Below are 15,496 nucleotides of genomic sequence, written 5' to 3'. Positions count from 1 at the left end.
ATGCGTGCGGTTGTTTTTGAAGGCAAGGAACGAATCGCAGTCAAAAGGGTGGACCCCCCTAGCCTCCAACACCCGTTAGATGCTCTGGTACGGGTGCATTTAGCTGGGATTTGCGGTTCCGACCTGCACCTTTACCACGGCAAAATCCCCGTACTCCCAGGAAGCATTCTGGGTCACGAATTCGTGGGCCAGGTAGAGGCGGTAGGTGAGGGTATCCCGAACCTCAGGCCGGGTGATTGGGTTGTAGGGCCCTTCCACATCGCATGTGGCACCTGCACCTACTGTAGGAGGCAACAGTACAACCTATGCGAGCGAGGGGGCGTCTACGGTTACGGCCCCATGTTCGGCAACCTCCAGGGTGCCCAAACAGAACTGCTACGGGTACCTTTTGCCCACGTCAATCTTCGCAAACTGCCCCCAAACCTCAGCCCTGAGAGGGCCATCTTTGCCGGCGACATACTTTCCACGGCGTACGGGGGCCTTATTCAGGGCCAGTTCCGTCCCGGGGACAGCGTAGCAGTCATCGGAACTGGGCCTGTGGGATTGATGGCCATCGAAGTGGCACAGGCGTTAGGCGCGAGCAAAGTTCTGGCCATTGACCGTATTCCCGAGCGCTTGGAACGTGCTGCCGCTCTCGGCGCCATTCCTATAAATGCTGAGCGAGAAAATCCGGTCCGCCGCGCTCGTTCTGAAACCAATGATGAAGGACCTGATCTGGTCCTCGAGGCCGTGGGCGGGCCAACCACTCTTAGCCTAGCCATAGAGATGGTACGGCCGGGTGGAAGGGTATCAGCTGTCGGCGTGGACAACGCACCCTCCTTCCCCTTTCCCTTGGCTTCTGGGCTAGTCAAGGACCTAACCTTCCGAATAGGGCTAGCCAACGTCCATTTGTACATTGATACCGTTCTGGCTCTCCTGGCAAGCGGGCGGCTAAAACCGGAGAAGATCGTTTCCCATTATCTTCCTCTAGAAGAAGCTCCTCGGGGATACGAGCTGTTTGACCGCAAAGAGGCGCTCAAAGTGCTTTTGGTAGTTAGGGGGTGAAAAGATGTTGCGCGAAGGTTTCCAGACAGCACGGGAAGGCTTAAAGGATTCCTTTCCTCTCCAACTTTACCATAAGGCGAAAAAGTATTTCTGGGACCCTAAAGCCATTGACTTCTCGGTTGACAAAGAGAGCTTTGCTGCGCTGAACGAAGGGCAGAAAGAAGCTTCGCTCCACTTGGCTTCCCTCTTTGTGTCCGGGGAAGAAGCTGTAACCCTTGACCTGCTTCCCTTGGTTCAGGTGATCGCTCGTGAGGGGCGATTGGAAGAAGAGATGTACCTAACCACCTTCCTCGTGGACGAAGCCAAACACGTAGAATTCTTTGATCTCCTCATTCGGGAGGTGGCCCGAGAAACTAATCTAGAGCGGTTCCATAGCAATAACTACAAAAAGATCTTCTACGAGGAACTTCCGAAAGCAATGGGGCGGCTTTTGGACGATCCCTCCCCGGAAGCGCAAGCAGAAGCCGCAGTTACGTACAACATGATCGTTGAGGGCGTTTTGGCGGAAACAGGCTACTACGCCTATTATCGCGCCGCTGAACTCTTAGGTCAACGGGGCGTGAAGCTTCCCGGAACGATAGAGGGTATTCGCCATGTCCAGCGCGACGAGTCTCGCCATATCGCCTACGGCATTTACCTCCTTTCCCGGTTGCTCGCAGAAAACCCATCCTTGTGGGAGATCGTGGAGCGCCGAATGAACTACCTTCTTCCCTACGCCCTCGGCGTCGTTCAAGACATTTTCCGCGCCTACCCGCAGGGGTTTCCCCTTCAACTAGAAGTCGGGGAGTTCGTCAACTATGCCATGGGCCAGTTCCAAAAGCGCTACCGGCGATTGGAGCTGGCTCGCAACCAGAGCCTAAAAGAGATTGAACAAATTGCCTTAGAAATGGAGGAAGGAGAAGCTTAAACCATGGTCATCAACGTCCCGCGTCAAATTGACGAGTTCCTGAAGCGCGTTGGACCGCTTTACATTGGGGGTAGGTTCGTAGAAGCTGAGGACGGGGAGCGCTTCCCTGTCCTCAACCCAGCTACGAAGGAGGTCCTCGCCTGGGTAGCGCGGGCCAAAGCTCCCGATGTAGACCAGGCTGTTCTCGCTGCTGAAAGGGCCCTTCAGGGCTCATGGGGACGGACAAGCCCCGACGAAAGGGGCCGCTTGCTTTTCCGGCTCGCGGAGCTTATAGAGGAGCACGCCGAAGCCCTCGCCATTCTGGAAGCCCTTAACGTCGGCAAGCCCTATATTGAGGCTCGGACCGCAGATATTCCCCTGGCTGCACAACACTTTCGCTATTTTGCCGGATGGAGTACCAAATGGTCAGGGGAAGTTCTCCCGGTCTCTCTCCCAGGAAACTACCTTGCCTACACCCGGCGCGAACCCTTAGGCGTGATCGGAGCAATTACCCCTTGGAACTTCCCCCTCCTCATTACGAGCTGGAAGTTAGCCCCCGCCCTTGCTGCAGGGAACACCGTGGTGTTAAAGCCTTCTGAACTTACCCCCCTTACCGCCTTGTACCTTGCTGAACTCATCGAAGCAGCTGGCTTCCCCAAGGGAGTAGTAAACATCGTACCGGGTTTCGGTCCAGAAGCAGGAGAGGCGCTTGTTCTGCATCCAAGGGTTGCGAAAATATCCTTCACTGGTTCGCCTGAGGTTGGCAAGTCTATCCTCAAAAAGTCAGCAGAGCACCTAAAGCGTGTTACCCTAGAACTTGGGGGAAAGTCGCCCAACATTGTATTGGAAGATGCGGATCCACAAAAAGTAGTCCGTGGCGTACTTTTTGCCGCCTTCTTTAACCAGGGCGAAGTCTGCGCTGCTGGTAGCCGCCTTTTTGTACCCAAAAGCTACCTGGACACCTTCATGAACACATTCCTGGATGCAGTTAAAAACATCCGCCAGGGACACCCGCTAGATCCGGCTACCCAAATGGGACCGTTAATCAGCGAGGAACATAGAGAACGGGTACTCTCCTATATTCGGAAAGGAAAGGAGGAAGGCGCTGAGCTTCTATTGGGTGGGGAACCCAACCATTCGCTTAAGGGATTCTACGTCAAACCCACGGTTTTCCTGGCTGAGGATCACCACACGATCGCGCAGGAAGAAATCTTCGGACCTGTTCTCACCATTCTCCCCTACGAGAATTTAACTGAAGCCGTTCAGCGGGCCAACGCAACCCGTTATGGCCTGGCTGCAGGCGTCTGGGGCGAAGATCTAAAGCAAGCGATCCGCGTAGCGCACAGCCTAAAGGCTGGCACCGTTTGGGTCAACGGCTACCTTCTCCTAGATGCCACCAGCCCGTGGGGTGGCTTCAAGGAAAGTGGGCTGGGTAGGGAAATGGGCCGCTATGCCCTAGAACACTATACGGAAGTGAAAAGCATTTGGCTAAACTTGAGCTAACGGTCTGCGAAAAGAAACAGCGTTTCCATTAAGGCCTCCGGATAGTCCCGGGGCCTTAAACCTTTCTTTTCCAGGCGGAAGCCGGGGGGGTACTGGGTCATCTCCACGCGGAAGGGAAGGCCTTTAAGCCCCCGGGCATCGTAGTCCAAGGGCCATTGGGCGAAGATGGCCTGGAGATGGGTGAGGTCCTCCGTGATGGAGACCACCCCTTTGCGCTCGGCCACCAGGCGGAGCCGGGCCAGGTTCACGAAGTTCTCCGCCTCCTCGGGCAAGGGGCCATAGCGCTCCTTGAGCTCCCGCACCAGCCGGGAGAGCTCCGCCAAACTCCTCGCCTCGGCGAAGCGGCCATAATAGCGGCTCCGCGCCTCGAGGCTCCCCACGTATTCCGCCGGCAGGCGGGCGGAAAGGGCCAGGTCCAGGGTGACGTGGGGCCTTTCCTCCTTCACCTCCCCCTTGAGCTTGCGGATGGCCTCCTCCAGAAGCTCGGTATAGACCTCCAGGGAGAGGGCCCGGATGTGCCCGTGCTGTTCGGGGCCCAGGAGGTTCCCCACCCCCCGGATCTCCATGTCCTTCTCCGCCAGGAGGTGGCCCGAGCCCAGGTCGGAGAGGTCGGCGATGGCGCTAAGGCGCTTCTCCGCCGCCTCCGTGAGCCTGGGCGGGTGGAAGAGGTAGGCGTAGGCCTCCTGGTCCCGGCGGCCCACCCGGCCCCGGAGCTGGTAAAGGGTGGCCAGGCCCAGCCGGTCCGCCCGCTCAATGAGGATGGTGTTGGCCTCGGGCACGTCCAGGCCCGACTCAATGATGGTGGTGGCCAAGAGCACATCGTAAGCCCCTTCGGCGAAGAGGAGCATCGTCTCCTCAATGAGGCTTTCCGGCATCTGCCCGTGGACCACCCCGATGCGGGCCTCGGGGACGAGGTTTTCCAGGTAGCGCCGCCTGGCCTCAATGGAGGCCACCCGGTCGTGAACGTAGAAGACCTTGCCGCCCCTTTCCAACTCCTGAAGGATGGCCTCCCGCACGAGGAGGGGGTCAAAGGGGGCAAGAAAGGTGCGGATGGGTTTCCGCCCCGGGGGCGGGGTCTGGATGCTGGAGAGGTCCTTTAGGCCCACCAAGGCGCTGTAGAGGGTCCGGGGGATGGGCGTGGCGGAGAGGTAAAGGGTGTCCACCTCCGCCTTGAGCTCCCGGATCCTCTCCTTCTGAGCCACCCCGAAGCGGTGCTCCTCGTCCACGATGAGGAGGCCCAGGTCCTTGAAGCGCACGTCCGGCTGCAGGAGGCGGTGGGTGCCGATGACGATGTCCACCGTGCCCTCCGCCAAGCCCTTGAGGATTTCTGCCTCCTCCTTCTCCGGGGTAAAGCGGGAAAGCACCGCCACCCGCACGGGAAGCCCTTGGTAGCGCTCGCGGAAGGTCTTGCCGTGCTGTTCGGCGAGCAGGGTGGTGGGAACCAGGAAAGCCACCTGGGCCCCGTGTCCCACCACCCGGTGGGCCGCCCTTAGGGCCACCTCCGTCTTGCCAAAGCCCACGTCCCCCGAAACCAGGCGGTCCATGGGGTGGGGGCTTTCCAGGTCCCTTAGAACCTCCTCGAGGGCCCGCTTCTGGTCAGGGGTGAGCTGGTAGGGGAACCCGCCCTCTATGAGGGGATCCCACTCGGGCAAGGGAGGAAAGGCCCGGCCTGGGGTGGCCTTGCGCTTGGCCTGAAGGACCAGGAGGCGCCCCGCCAGCTCCTCCACGTCCTTCCTCGCCCTTTCCTTGACCCGTTGCCACTCGTTTTTGCCAAGGGAGGAGAGCTCCGGAGGGTCATCCGTGGTGCCGGGGTGGCGCCGGAGGAGGGGTAGCTGCTCCACGGGAAGGTAAAGCCGCCCCTCTCCCTTGTAGCGCAGGACCAAGTAGTCCCGCTTGGCCCGGAGAACCTCCCGGGTTTCCAAGCCCAAGAACTGGCCGATGCCGTACTCGGGGTGGATGAGGTAGTCCCCCGGGGTAAGGGCCCCAGGGTCGGCCAGGCCTTCCCCTTTGCGCAACCTCGCCCGCACACCTCCCGTGGCGAAGACCAAGGCTTCGGTGAGGAGAACATGCTCCCCCCACTCCGCCCCTCCCTCAAAGGCCCCTGGGAGGAGGGAGAGACGCCCCTTGGGACCCGGAAACTGCTCCACCACCTGGGGCCTAAAGGCCCCAAAGCGTCTACTCAAGAACTCCAAGGTGCGGGCATGGCCCACGAAGAGGTGGACCCGCTTGCCCTCCGCAAGCCAGCGGGCCAGGTCCTTCTCCAAGGCCTTCAGGCTTCCCCGGTAGGGGGAGAGGGGGCGCACCCCAAGCTCCATGGGGGGTAGCTCCACCCCGCTCCCCAAGGCCACCAGGGGCCGCCCCTCCAGGAGGGGCCAGAGGGCCTTGGGGGCCAGGGCAGGGGTGTCCAGGTAGACGGGCCCCGGGAAGTGGCGGATCTTGTGGCTTGAGAAGGTTTCCGCTTTCCCCGGCTTGGGCAGGAGGACGTGGCGGCGCTTTTCCGTCCCCGCCACCAAGAGCCTTTCCAGCTCGTCCCCAAAGAACTCCAGCCGCACCTCCCCGAGCTCCAACACCTCCCCCAGGACCCGGTAGTCCTCGTCCCGGGCGTAGCCCATCTGGAGGAGGCGGGAAAGGAGGGCTTCCCGCGGGTAACGCCGCCCCACTTCCAGGACTAAGCGCCAGGCCTCGGGGTTTTCGGGAAAGGGGGCCAGGGCCTCCTCGTAGGAGAAGAGAAAAAGGGCCTTCTCCTCCAGAGCCTCGAGGCCTGGGTTCACGTAGACAGGTACCCCAAAGGCGGAAAGATCTTGGTAGCGCTTCAAGCGCTCCTCCGGAGCCAAGAGGACCGCCGGGGGTGTTTCCCGGGCAAAAAGCCAAGCCGCCGCCACCTGGGGCAGGCTTAAGCGGTGGCCATAGAGGGTATGGAGAAGGGTATCCATGGGCTGGCCCAAAGGGCCACCCGTCATTCTACCGAATAGGCGTGCACGGCCAAAGCGCCAAGCCCCACGTTAGCGGCGATGGTGGCCCCCGAACGGGTAATGCGGCCCCGTTCCAGCCGCAAAGCGCTTTCCAAGGCTTTCTTTAGCCCCTCAATCCATTCGCTCTTGGCATCGGTGTGGGCGATGGTGATGCGGGCCGCACGCCCCCTAAACTCGTCCAGGACCAACCGGGCTAACACCTCGGGCACGGCGTTTTCCCGCGCTACCCTCAGGAAGCGGATATGCCCCTTCTCAATGCGCAGGATGGGCCGAAGGCCCAAAAGGTTCCCCACCACCTCGCCGAAGCGGGGCAAGCGGCCGTTGCGGGCCAGGTGGGAGAGGTCCGCCACGCTGAAGTAGAGGCTGGAACGCTTAAGCCTCTCTAGCTCCCGCACCACCTCCTCTTCCTCTGCCCCGCCTTTCAGCATCTCCACCGCCCGGAGCACCATGGCCCCAAGCCCGGCGGACACCATGCCCGAGTCCACCACCCGGATCCGGGTAGGAGCCACCTTCAAGGCCGCCTCCCGGGCCCGTTCCACGGTCTTGGAAAGCTCCCCGGACACGTGGATGGAAAGGAGGCGATCATATACCTGAAGGTGCCGCTCATACACCTCAGCGAAATCCTCCACACTGGGGGGCTCGGTGACGGGCTCAGCCCCCGCCCGCATGGCCTGGTAAAGGGCATCCGGGGTGAGCTCTTGCCAGTCCTTGTACCTGCGCCCGGCCAGGTGGACGTAAATGGGCACAAGGCCCACCGCTTCTTCCTGGAGGACCTTGGGCGATAGGTCCGCCGCCGTGTCGGTCACGAGGCCCAGTTCCACGCCCCCTATCTTATACTGGGTCAAAAGGTTATGGGCTATAATGGCGCCTCGGGTTGTTCCATGCTTCTCGTGACCGGTTTTGAACCCTTCGGCGGCCTAGACCACAACCCCTCCGCCGCCCTCCTCGCCCTCCTTCCAGAAGGCGTAGGGGGTAGGCCCATCCAGACGGCCCTTCTCCCTGTGGACACCGAAGCGCTCCCGGAAGCCTTGCGGGCCCTTCACGCCCGAAACCCCCAAGCCGTCCTGCACCTTGGCCTAGCGGAAAACCGCCCCCTCCTCACCTTAGAACGCTTGGCGGTCAACCTCCTGGACTTTGAGCGGCCGGACAACAGGGGCGTCCTCAAGGAGGACGAAGCGGTGGTGCCAGGGGGACCTCTGGCCCTCCCCGCCCGCTTTCCCGTCAAGGAGGGCGTGCGGCGGCTTCGCGAAGCGGGCATCCCCGCCCGGATAAGCCTCTCCGCAGGAAGCTACCTGTGCAACCAGGCCTTTTACCTCTCCCTTTACCACCTGCCGCCAAGCGTCCCCGTGGCCTTCGTCCACCTGCCTCCCGATGAGGCGCTGGCCTTGAAACGGGGAGGACCCTACGTACCCCTACGGGAGCAGGCCCGAGCCGTACATCTTCTTTTGGAGATGCTGTGAGGGTGCTCTTCCTTACCGATGCTCTAACGATCGGCGGAAGTGAGGTTTATCTGCGGGAAATGTTGCCCCGGCTTAGAGACCTGGGCCTTCGCCCCGAGGCCGCCCTACCCTCTGCGCCAGGCAACCTGCCCATCCGTCAGTCCTTAGCGCAAGCAGGCATTCCCATTTATGCCTATACCCGCCTCAACGAACTGCCCCGAACCTTTGACCTGGTGGTGGCTTCAGCCTGGTACCCCCATAGTTACCGCGCTTTTCATGCACGCTTCCCGGATTTCGTCCCTCTGGTGCACGACCAAATAGAAATCTTTTACCCGTTGGGAGGCCGCTACCTCTACAGGCTCGGGTACCGCCTACTTCAAGCCCCTAACCTTCGGCGGGCACGTGCGGTCATCACCGTTTCCAACTGGGCTGCGCGTTGGTTAAGAGATGTCCACAGCGTGAAGCGAGTTTACCCTGTGCCCAACGGGGTGGACACGCACCGTTTCCGACCGCCCCTTCCGGGGGAAAAGGAATATCTACGAACACGTTACAACCTTCAAGGCCCGGTGGTTTTGGTCCCCGCACGAATGAGCCCGGAAAAGAACCACCTCGCTGTGCTCCTGACCGCTCGGCTGCTTCCCCAGGTCACCTTTCTCCTGGTGGGTACCGGGGAGCTCCTTACGGTATGGCGAAGCTTTGCCCGGGCCCTCAACCTCCAAAACGTGTTTTTTCTCGGGCGGAGAGAGGATATGCCCGAGCTTTATCGGGTTGCCGACGCCATGCTTCTCCCCACCCTGGGGGAAAACCAATCCCTGGCTACCCTCGAGGCCATGGCCTCGGGGCTTCCCGTGGTCACCAGCCCTATTCCTGCCCAAAAGGAACTCCTTAAAAATGGGGTAGAGGGGTTCACCGTCCCCACCTCCCCTTGCCACCTTGCCCGCGCCCTGACCCAAGCCCTGGCAAGCCCAGAACTTGGAGTGAACGGACGCAAGCGGGTCCTAAGGGAGCATACTCTCCCTGAGGCCGCAGCGCGTCTAAAGAACGTTCTTTCGGAGATAGCCCATGCTTAGGGTCGCGTTTTTAACGGATGCTCCTCGGGTTGCGGGGAGCGAAATATGGTTGCTTGAAACCCTTCCCCACTTAACCGCTTACGGGATCCGGCCCATCCTTTACCTACCCCATAACCCGAAGCTTCGGTTTTTGGTCCAGGCGCTAAACGAAAAGGGCATACCCACCACCACGTACACCCGCCTGAAAGAACTCGTTTCCTCTACCCAGGAAGCCCATGTACGAGTAATCCAGGCCTGGTTCCCCTCCACCTATGGACTTCTGGCCCACATATCCCGCCCGAGGAGCGTGTTTCTCCACGATCAATTGGAGTACCACTATCCCTTGGGCCTGAAGGGGTTATATCGCTTTGTGTACCGAATGACCAAAGCACGCAAGGTGGCCTTAGCGGACCGCATCTTTGTGGGCACGCATTGGGCAGCCGACTATGTACGCCGTCATTTTGGCCTAGAGGCTCACGTGATTCCCGTAGGCGTTGATCCCAACCGCTTTCATCCTCCCAGTCCAGAAGAACGTGCCTCCTTACGGAGGAAACTTGGACTCACGCGCTTCACGCTCCTCACGCCGGCGCGCTTCACGCCTGAGAAAAACCAACTCGCCATCGTGCTCGCAGCCCTTCACGTGGAAGCCGACTTTCTCCTGGCGGGTGAAGGCACTTGGGCATATCCCCTCCGCTGGCTTGCCCAAGCCCTGAGGGCATCCAACGTGCGCTTTTTGGGAAACCGAAACGATATCCCAGAACTCTACCGAGCCGTGGATGCCGTCCTCTTCCCCACCCTCGCAGACAATCCAGGCCTCGTCATCCTGGAAGGCATGGCCTCGGGCCTTCCTGTCATCGCCAGCGCCCATCCCCCACAAAAGGAGGTTCTTTCACCTAGCGAAGGCATACTCATTGAACCTTCCCCACGGGCTATCGCTGAGGCAGTACGCTGGCTCATGGACAATCCCCTGGAGGCTAAGCGCATGGGCAAAAACGGAAGAGCGCGCATTTTAAAGGAAAGGACGAGCGCCCTAAGCGCTAAGGTCCTGGCCCAGGAACTAGAGCGCCTGGCATTACAATCTAGCTAATGCGCCTTTACCGCGTGGGCCTCTTCACCGACGTCTACTTCCCCAACCCCAATGGGGTTACCACGAGCGTCTACCTCCTCCTGCGGGAACTTCGCCGCATGGGGCACGAGGCTTGGGTCATCGCCCCCAGGCACCCCGAGGCCCCGGCTCAGGAGGAAGGGGTGGTGCGGGTGCCCTCGGTGGCCTACCCCTTTTACGAGGGCCAGCAGATCGCCCTGCCTTCCGCCAAGTACCTGCCCACGGAGTTTGAGCTCATCCACACCCACACCCCCCTAACCCTAGGGGTCTGGGGGCTTCGCATCGCCCGCAACAAGGGCCTACCCCACGTGTCCACCTTCCACACCCACTACGAGAAGTACGCCCACTACGTGCCGGGCCTGGCCATCCTGGACAAGTACACGGGGATCGTCCCCCGCCTGGCCAAGGCCTTTTACAACCGGGTGGAGGTGGTGATCGCCCCCACGGAGCCGGTGAAACGCCTGGCGGAAAGCTACGGCATAGAAAGGCCCATCCGGGTCATCCCCACGGGGATTGACACGCGGCTTTTGGAGGAAGCCCCCCTCCCCTCCCCCTCCTCCTGGCCCGAGGGCAAGCGCCGCCTCATCACCGTGGGACGCCTGGGCAAGGAGAAGTCCTTTGACGTGGTGCTGAAGGCCGTGGCGGAGCTGAGCCGGGAGGCGGACGTCTACCTGGTCCATATCGGCGAAGGGCCCGAGTTGCCTGCCCTCGAGGCCTTGGCCCACGGGCTGGGCATCGCCGAGCGGGTGCGCTTCCTGGGCCCTGTGCCCTACCACCGCATCGGGGGCTACTACCGCCTGGCGGAGCTCTTCCTTTTCGCCAGCGAGACCGAAACCCAGGGCCTCGTCATCTGGGAGGCCCAGGCCATGGGGGTCCCGGTGGTGGCGGTGGGGGCGGAAGGGGTGTTGGAGGGGGTGGAGGACGGCAGGACGGGCTACCTGGTTCCCCCCGGGGATTACCGGGCCCTGGCGGAGAAGGCCCTAGCGCTCCTAAGGGACGAGGCCAAACGGCAGGCCATGGCCCTCCAGGCCCGTGCCTGGGCCATGGAGCGCTCGGCGGAGCGCATTGCCGAAAGGATTGTGGCGGTCTACGACGAGGCGAGCGAGATCCTGCGGGCCGAGCCCAGGCGGCTCATCTTTCCCTTTCCCCGCCTTCCCCGAAGTAGCCTCGAGGATCGCCCAGGAGGTTTCTAGCTTGCCTCAGGAGAAACCTCCCCCACCCTCCCTTTAGCCTCCGGGCCGAGGTGAGGACCAAGGCCTCGGGCACGTAGCGCACGGAGCCAAGCCGGGCGAGTTGGTAACCCAAAAGCACGTCCTCCCGGGCCTCCACCTCGGGAAAGCCGCCCACCCGAAGGGCGGCCTCCTTGAGAACCATCATGTTGGCCCCCGCCAGGTTGGGCCTTCCCAAGAGGGCCATGAGGCGCAGAAAGGCCCGGTACCCCCACTCGGAAAAAGCGGCCTCCCAAGGGGAAACGCCGTAGAAGCGCAAAGGCCCGTAGAGGGCCAAAGCGCCCTCCGCCCGGCGCGAAAGGGCGGCGAGCCAGTGGGGTAAGGGCCTGGAGTCCGCATCCGTCATGGCCACCCACTCCCCCCGGGCGGCGAGAAGCCCCGCCTGGCGGGCATAGGCCACCCCTTTGCGGGCGCAGTGGACCACCCGCACCCCAAAACCCTCCGCCACCTCCCGGGTGCGGTCGGTGGAGGCGTTGTCCACCACGATGACCTCAAAAGGGGGAAGGGCTTGCCCCAAGACGGCCTCGAGGGCCCCGGCCAGGTAGGCCTCCTCGTTGTGGGCGGGGATCACCACGCTGATGCGCACGGGTATACTCTAGCGTGTTTCGCCTCTTGCCGTGGGCCAGGGAAGGCCTGTTCGTCTTCCTTCGCCTCGTCTTGGCCGTGGGCCTCATGGAGGGGGTAAGGAGCGGGTTTTTCGCCGGGCTTTTGCCCTTCTACGCCCCCGACCGCCTCCACCTGGGCCCCGGGGTCTTCACCCTGGCCTACACCCTCCACCAACTGGCGGAAAACCTCTCCAAAAGCTTCGGGGGCCTCCTGGCGGAGCGGGTGGGCTTCGGCAAGAGCGCCACCCTGGCGGGAGGGGTGGGGCTTTTGGTCCTCCTCCTCACGCCGCAAGCGGAAGCCGCCTGGATCCTCTGGGCCCTTGCCATCCTCTGGGGCCTTTCCCTCTCCACCCTTTACCCGGGGCTCATGACCCTGGCGAGCCGCATCGCCGTGCCTGGGCGGGAGGCCCGGGCGCTTTCCTTCACCCTCACCCTGGTCCTGCCCTGGGCGGGCATCGGCCTCGTGGGGGTGGGGCAGGTGGCCCAACGTCACGCCGAGGCGGCCCTCACCCTCCTCCTCCTGGCCCAGGGAGCGGCCTTCCTCCTCACCCTAAGCCTCCTTGGCTTCCGCATCCCCCTGCCCCCTCCTAAGCGGGAGGCGTACCCTTGGGGCCGCCTTCTCCTTTTCCTTCCCGCCGCCTTCGGCCAGACCTTCGCCCCCGCTTTGGTCTCCCTCTTCCTCCTCCGGTACGCCAAGGAGCGGCTTGGCCTCGAGCCCCTGGCCCTGGGGGGGTTTCTCCTCCTGGGAGGGGGGCTCGCCTTTGGCCTCCTTCCCTTCACCGGCCGGTTGGTGGACCGCCGGGGCTACCGTTTGGCCCTTTTGGGAGGGCTTTTCCTCCTCGCCCTGGTCATGTTGCGCCTCTCCAGCGCCAAAAGCTTGCCCGAGGTGGCCCTCCTCGCCGTCCTAGGGGGCATGGGCTATAGCCTCTTCCTGCCCGGTTGGAACGGCTTCTTGGCCAAAAACCTCCCCGAGGAGAACCGGGCCGCCGTCTGGGGCGGGCTCATGACCGTGGAGGGGCTTGGGGTGGCCTTGGGGCCGGCGGTGGGAGGCCTCCTTTGGGAAGCCTTTGGCCCGCAAGCGCCTTTCCTTGCGGGCGGCGCCACCTTCCTCGCCTTGGGGGTCTTTTACGCTCTCGTTCTAAGGAGGGAACGATGGACCTAGCCCTTGGCCTCGTCCTCCTCCTTTACGGGCTTTCCGACCTCCTCTTCCGCTTCCTGGGCCTTGGGGCCTACGCCCACGGAAGCCGGCGCGAGCCCAAGGTGGCCCTGACCTTTGACGATGGCCCCTCGGAAAGGACCGAGGCCCTTCTCGCCCTCCTCCGCCGCCACGGGGTAAAGGCCACCTTCTTCCTCACGGGGGAAAGGGCGAGGGCTTTTCCCCACCTGGTGGAGGCCATCCGGAAGGATGGGCACCAGGTGGAGGACCACGGGGCGTACCACCGGGCCTGGGCGCTCCTCATCCCATGGGTGGAGTGGCGGCACATGGCGCAAACCCCCGCCCGGTACTACCGCCCGCCCCACGGCCTCCATACCCCCTTCACCCGGCTCTTCGCCAGGGCCCTGGGCAAGCGCATCGCCCTTTGGGACCTGGAAGGCAAGGACTGGCTTCCCCTCCCCCCCGAGGCCCTGGCGGAAAGGCTCCTTTACTACCTGCGTCCAGGCTCGGTGGTCCTCCTCCACGATGGCCCCGAGCGCACCCTAAGGCTTTTGGAAACCGCCTTGCCCAAGATGCTCGCCCTGGGTTACCGGCCTGTAACCCTGGACGAGCTAAACCCCCTTCCCCTCACCCCCAGGCTCGCCCTCATCCGGGGCCTCCAGGGGTTTGAGGAGCGCTACAACCTCCGCCACCGGGTGGAACGGGCGGGGCTTGGCCCCTTTGACCTCTTCCGGGTGGAGAAAAAGCCTTTCCCCGGGCCGAGCCTCCCGGGCCTGCCCCAAGGGACCCCCGCCCTGGAGCTCCACCTGGAAAGCCAGAGGGCCATGGAGCTATCCCCTTTGGAGGCCATCCGCTACACCCGGGAAAGCCTTAAGAAGGTGGCCCTGCGCGTGGCCCAGGACCCCGAGGTGCGGCTCGTGTACGGCTACACCTCCTTAGCCCCCGGCAGCAGGCTCTTCGGTTTTGCCACCGCCCCCCTCCCCCCCCTCCCCCGCCTGGTGGCGAGCCTGGCCAGCGCCTGGTTCTACTGGCTTTACCGGGGGGAACTCCCCAAGCGGGAGAACCTTTGCGCAAGCCTCGCCTACCTCACCCGGGAGGAGCTTTTACGGCGATACCCACCGTCCACTCCCGCTTCCCCAGGCCCGGAAGGCGGTGAACCCTAAACCCCGCCCGCTTCAGGGCCCGGCGGAAGGCCCCTTGCGCTGAGTAGGTGGCAAGCCGCCCCCTGGGCCTGAGGGCCTGCCGAAGCCCAAGGAGCACGGGGAGCTCCCAGGCCTCGGGGTTGGCCTTGGGGCTAAAGGGGTCCAGAAACACCGCCGTGGCCCAGGCCCGGGGGAGGCGCACCTCCCGTATGTCCCCAAAAAGCAGGCGTAGCTCCCCCCAAGGCCCCACGAAGCGCTCGGCGGGCCAGGCCTCGAGGATCTCCCTAAACACCCTTTCCGCCCGGGAGAGGGGAAGGGCGAGCCCCGCAAGCACCTCCTTCGGCAAAGGCTCCTTCTCCACCGCCAGGTAGCGAAGCCGCACCCCCCGCTCCAGGGCGCTTTCCAGGGCCGCCCGGAAGTTCACCCCGAGGCCGAAGCCCACCTCGAGGACCCTAGGGGCGGGGTGGAGGTGGGTCAGGGTCTTCTCCACGTAGAGCCTGCGGGCCTGCAGGAGGGCCCCCTGCCGAGGGTGGTAGGCCTCCCGGTAGCGGGGGTGGTACAGGGTAGGGGTCCCGTCCGCCGTGAGGAAGCGCTCCATCCTGGATAGAATACCCCCATGGAGCTTAGCCTTTGGCAGAAGCTTTCCGGAACCCTGGTGAACGCCCTCACCGTGGTCCTGGGCACGGGGCTTGGGCTCCTCCTCCGCGGCCGGCTTCCCGAGCGCATGGCCCGCATCATGGTCCAGGGGGTGGGGCTCACCACCCTCTTCATCGGGCTCTCCATGGCCCAGGCCCTGGGCCGGGCCAAGGGGGGGAATATAGACGGGGTGGTCCTGGGGCTCCTCGCCCTGGTGGCGGGGGGGCTTTTGGGGGAGTGGGCCCGGCTGGAGGACGGGCTGGAGAACGTAGGGGAAAAGATCAAACAGGCGGTGCGGGGGGGCGGAAGCTTCACCGAGGGCTTCGTGGCGGCGAGCCTCCTCTTCTGCGTGGGGCCCATGACCCTCCTCGGCTCCATCCAAAACGGCCTCACCGGGGATGCGAGCCTCCTCCTCCTCAAGGCCACCCTGGACGGCATGAGCGCCATCGCCCTGACGAGCTCCTTCGGGATTGGGGTGGGGTTTAGCACCCTGGTTATCCTCCTCTACCAGGGAGGGGTGGCCCTCCTGGCGGGGACCCTAAGCCAGGCCCTCCCCGACCCCGCCCAGGACCCCCGGGTCCTCCTCACCACGGGGGTGGGGGGGCTCATGGTCCTCGGGGTAGGCGTTAACCTTCTTGGGCTCACCAAGGTGCGGGTGGGCTCCTTCCTCCCCGCCCTCCTCCTTGCCCCCCTCGTGTGGTGGCTCGCCGACCTCCTGACGTAGAATGCC

Annotated in this window: 14 protein-coding genes and 1 pseudogene; 11 read left to right on the top strand and 4 right to left on the bottom strand. The window is 63.4% G+C overall.

The genetic code is table 11. The annotated features are described in order from the left end of the window. From LXN00_RS01805 to LXN00_RS01795, 3 genes are read left to right on the top strand one after another with little or no spacing between them, the layout of a single operon-like run. Complete coding sequence (locus LXN00_RS01805; RefSeq protein WP_234503863.1) at nt 1-1,044, top strand: alcohol dehydrogenase family protein; 1,044 nt, start codon at nt 1-3, stop codon at nt 1,042-1,044. 4 nt (nt 1,045-1,048) lie between these two features. After that, entirely contained in the window at nt 1,049-1,951 is a 903-nt protein-coding gene (locus LXN00_RS01800) for a R2-like ligand-binding oxidase (protein WP_234503860.1), read from the top strand. A 3-nt stretch (nt 1,952-1,954) separates the two neighbouring features. Further along, nucleotides 1,955-3,433: an aldehyde dehydrogenase family protein gene (locus LXN00_RS01795; protein ID WP_234503857.1), complete on the top strand. Its 1,479-nt coding sequence runs from the start codon at nt 1,955-1,957 to the stop codon at nt 3,431-3,433. Here LXN00_RS01795 and mfd read toward each other — a convergent pair. Continuing rightward, entirely contained in the window at nt 3,430-6,366 is a 2,937-nt protein-coding gene (mfd, locus tag LXN00_RS01790; protein WP_234503855.1) for a transcription-repair coupling factor, read from the bottom strand. The genes LXN00_RS01795 and mfd overlap by 4 nt on opposite strands. A gap of 23 nt (nt 6,367-6,389) precedes the next feature. Continuing rightward, complete coding sequence (locus LXN00_RS01785; protein ID WP_234503853.1) at nt 6,390-7,226, bottom strand: DegV family protein; 837 nt, start codon at nt 7,224-7,226, stop codon at nt 6,390-6,392. 60 nt (nt 7,227-7,286) lie between these two features. Here LXN00_RS01785 and LXN00_RS01780 point away from each other — a divergent pair, with 60 nt between their 5' ends. The 5 genes and pseudogenes from LXN00_RS01780 (at nt 7,287) to LXN00_RS01760 (ending at nt 11,191) form a co-directional block, all read left to right on the top strand. Continuing rightward, nucleotides 7,287-7,865, top strand: coding sequence for a pyroglutamyl-peptidase I (locus tag LXN00_RS01780; protein WP_234503851.1), 579 nt, complete (start codon nt 7,287-7,289; stop codon nt 7,863-7,865). Nucleotides 7,866-7,924: 59 nt separating this feature from the next. Then, nucleotides 7,925-8,287 (top strand): annotated as a pseudogene (locus tag LXN00_RS12785) (glycosyltransferase family 1 protein); the annotation flags it as partial. Nucleotides 8,288-8,431: 144 nt separating this feature from the next. Then, nucleotides 8,432-8,914: a glycosyltransferase family 4 protein gene (locus tag LXN00_RS12780; RefSeq protein WP_234504137.1), complete on the top strand. Its 483-nt coding sequence runs from the start codon at nt 8,432-8,434 to the stop codon at nt 8,912-8,914. Then, nucleotides 8,907-9,980 carry a glycosyltransferase family 4 protein gene (locus LXN00_RS01765; protein ID WP_234503849.1) on the top strand — a complete coding sequence of 358 codons (1,074 nt, stop codon included), beginning with the start codon at nt 8,907-8,909 and terminating at the stop codon, nt 9,978-9,980. The genes LXN00_RS12780 and LXN00_RS01765 overlap by 8 nt, the downstream gene beginning before the upstream one ends. Further along, nucleotides 9,980-11,191 (top strand): glycosyltransferase family 4 protein, encoded by a 1,212-nt coding sequence (locus LXN00_RS01760; RefSeq protein WP_234503846.1) that lies wholly within the window; start codon nt 9,980-9,982, stop codon nt 11,189-11,191. Before LXN00_RS01765 ends, LXN00_RS01760 begins: the two co-directional genes overlap by 1 nt. On the opposite strand, the gene LXN00_RS01755 is transcribed toward LXN00_RS01760, so the two are convergent. After that, nucleotides 11,130-11,813 carry a glycosyltransferase family 2 protein gene (locus tag LXN00_RS01755; protein ID WP_234503843.1) on the bottom strand — a complete coding sequence of 228 codons (684 nt, stop codon included), beginning with the start codon at nt 11,811-11,813 and terminating at the stop codon, nt 11,130-11,132. The two genes, LXN00_RS01760 and LXN00_RS01755, sit on opposite strands and share 62 nt — an antisense overlap. A 14-nt stretch (nt 11,814-11,827) precedes the next feature. Between LXN00_RS01755 and LXN00_RS01750 the strand changes: the two genes are divergently transcribed. Both LXN00_RS01750 and LXN00_RS01745 read left to right on the top strand, forming a co-directional pair. Then, nucleotides 11,828-12,994, top strand: a complete 1,167-nt coding sequence (locus tag LXN00_RS01750) for an MFS transporter (protein WP_234503840.1) — start codon at nt 11,828-11,830, stop codon at nt 12,992-12,994. Then, nucleotides 12,985-14,151, top strand: coding sequence for a polysaccharide deacetylase family protein (locus LXN00_RS01745; RefSeq protein WP_234503837.1), 1,167 nt, complete (start codon nt 12,985-12,987; stop codon nt 14,149-14,151). Before LXN00_RS01750 ends, LXN00_RS01745 begins: the two co-directional genes overlap by 10 nt. Here the strand turns inward: LXN00_RS01745 and mnmD are convergent. Next, nucleotides 14,075-14,728 carry a tRNA (5-methylaminomethyl-2-thiouridine)(34)-methyltransferase MnmD gene (gene mnmD / locus LXN00_RS01740; RefSeq protein WP_234503834.1) on the bottom strand — a complete coding sequence of 218 codons (654 nt, stop codon included), beginning with the start codon at nt 14,726-14,728 and terminating at the stop codon, nt 14,075-14,077. The two genes, LXN00_RS01745 and mnmD, sit on opposite strands and share 77 nt — an antisense overlap. Before the next feature lie 18 nt (nt 14,729-14,746). Here mnmD and LXN00_RS01735 point away from each other — a divergent pair, with 18 nt between their 5' ends. Continuing rightward, entirely contained in the window at nt 14,747-15,490 is a 744-nt protein-coding gene (locus LXN00_RS01735) for a DUF554 domain-containing protein (protein WP_234503820.1), read from the top strand. Nucleotides 15,491-15,496 lie beyond the last annotated feature (6 nt).

This window comes from Thermus brockianus (assembly GCF_021462505.1).
In the GTDB taxonomy this organism is placed as follows: domain Bacteria; phylum Deinococcota; class Deinococci; order Deinococcales; family Thermaceae; genus Thermus; species Thermus hydrothermalis.
Note: the sequence above shows the minus strand (reverse complement) of the source record. Positions and strands in the feature narration are given on the sequence as shown.

Excerpts from the sequence above, each read along its gene's own strand:
- LXN00_RS01805 (WP_234503863.1), top strand. The coding sequence starts at position 1 with ATGCGTGCGGTTGTTTTTGAAGGCAAGGAACGAATCGCAGTCAAAAGG.
- LXN00_RS01800 (WP_234503860.1), top strand. The coding sequence starts at position 1,049 with ATGTTGCGCGAAGGTTTCCAGACAGCACGGGAAGGCTTAAAGGATTCC.
- LXN00_RS01795 (WP_234503857.1), top strand. The coding sequence starts at position 1,955 with ATGGTCATCAACGTCCCGCGTCAAATTGACGAGTTCCTGAAGCGCGTT.
- mfd (WP_234503855.1), bottom strand. The coding sequence starts at position 6,366 with ATGGATACCCTTCTCCATACCCTCTATGGCCACCGCTTAAGCCTGCCC.
- LXN00_RS01780 (WP_234503851.1), top strand. The coding sequence starts at position 7,287 with ATGCTTCTCGTGACCGGTTTTGAACCCTTCGGCGGCCTAGACCACAAC.
- LXN00_RS12780 (WP_234504137.1), top strand. The coding sequence starts at position 8,432 with ATGAGCCCGGAAAAGAACCACCTCGCTGTGCTCCTGACCGCTCGGCTG.
- LXN00_RS01765 (WP_234503849.1), top strand. The coding sequence starts at position 8,907 with ATGCTTAGGGTCGCGTTTTTAACGGATGCTCCTCGGGTTGCGGGGAGC.
- LXN00_RS01760 (WP_234503846.1), top strand. The coding sequence starts at position 9,980 with ATGCGCCTTTACCGCGTGGGCCTCTTCACCGACGTCTACTTCCCCAAC.
- LXN00_RS01745 (WP_234503837.1), top strand. The coding sequence starts at position 12,985 with ATGGACCTAGCCCTTGGCCTCGTCCTCCTCCTTTACGGGCTTTCCGAC.
- mnmD (WP_234503834.1), bottom strand. The coding sequence starts at position 14,728 with ATGGAGCGCTTCCTCACGGCGGACGGGACCCCTACCCTGTACCACCCC.
- LXN00_RS01735 (WP_234503820.1), top strand. The coding sequence starts at position 14,747 with ATGGAGCTTAGCCTTTGGCAGAAGCTTTCCGGAACCCTGGTGAACGCC.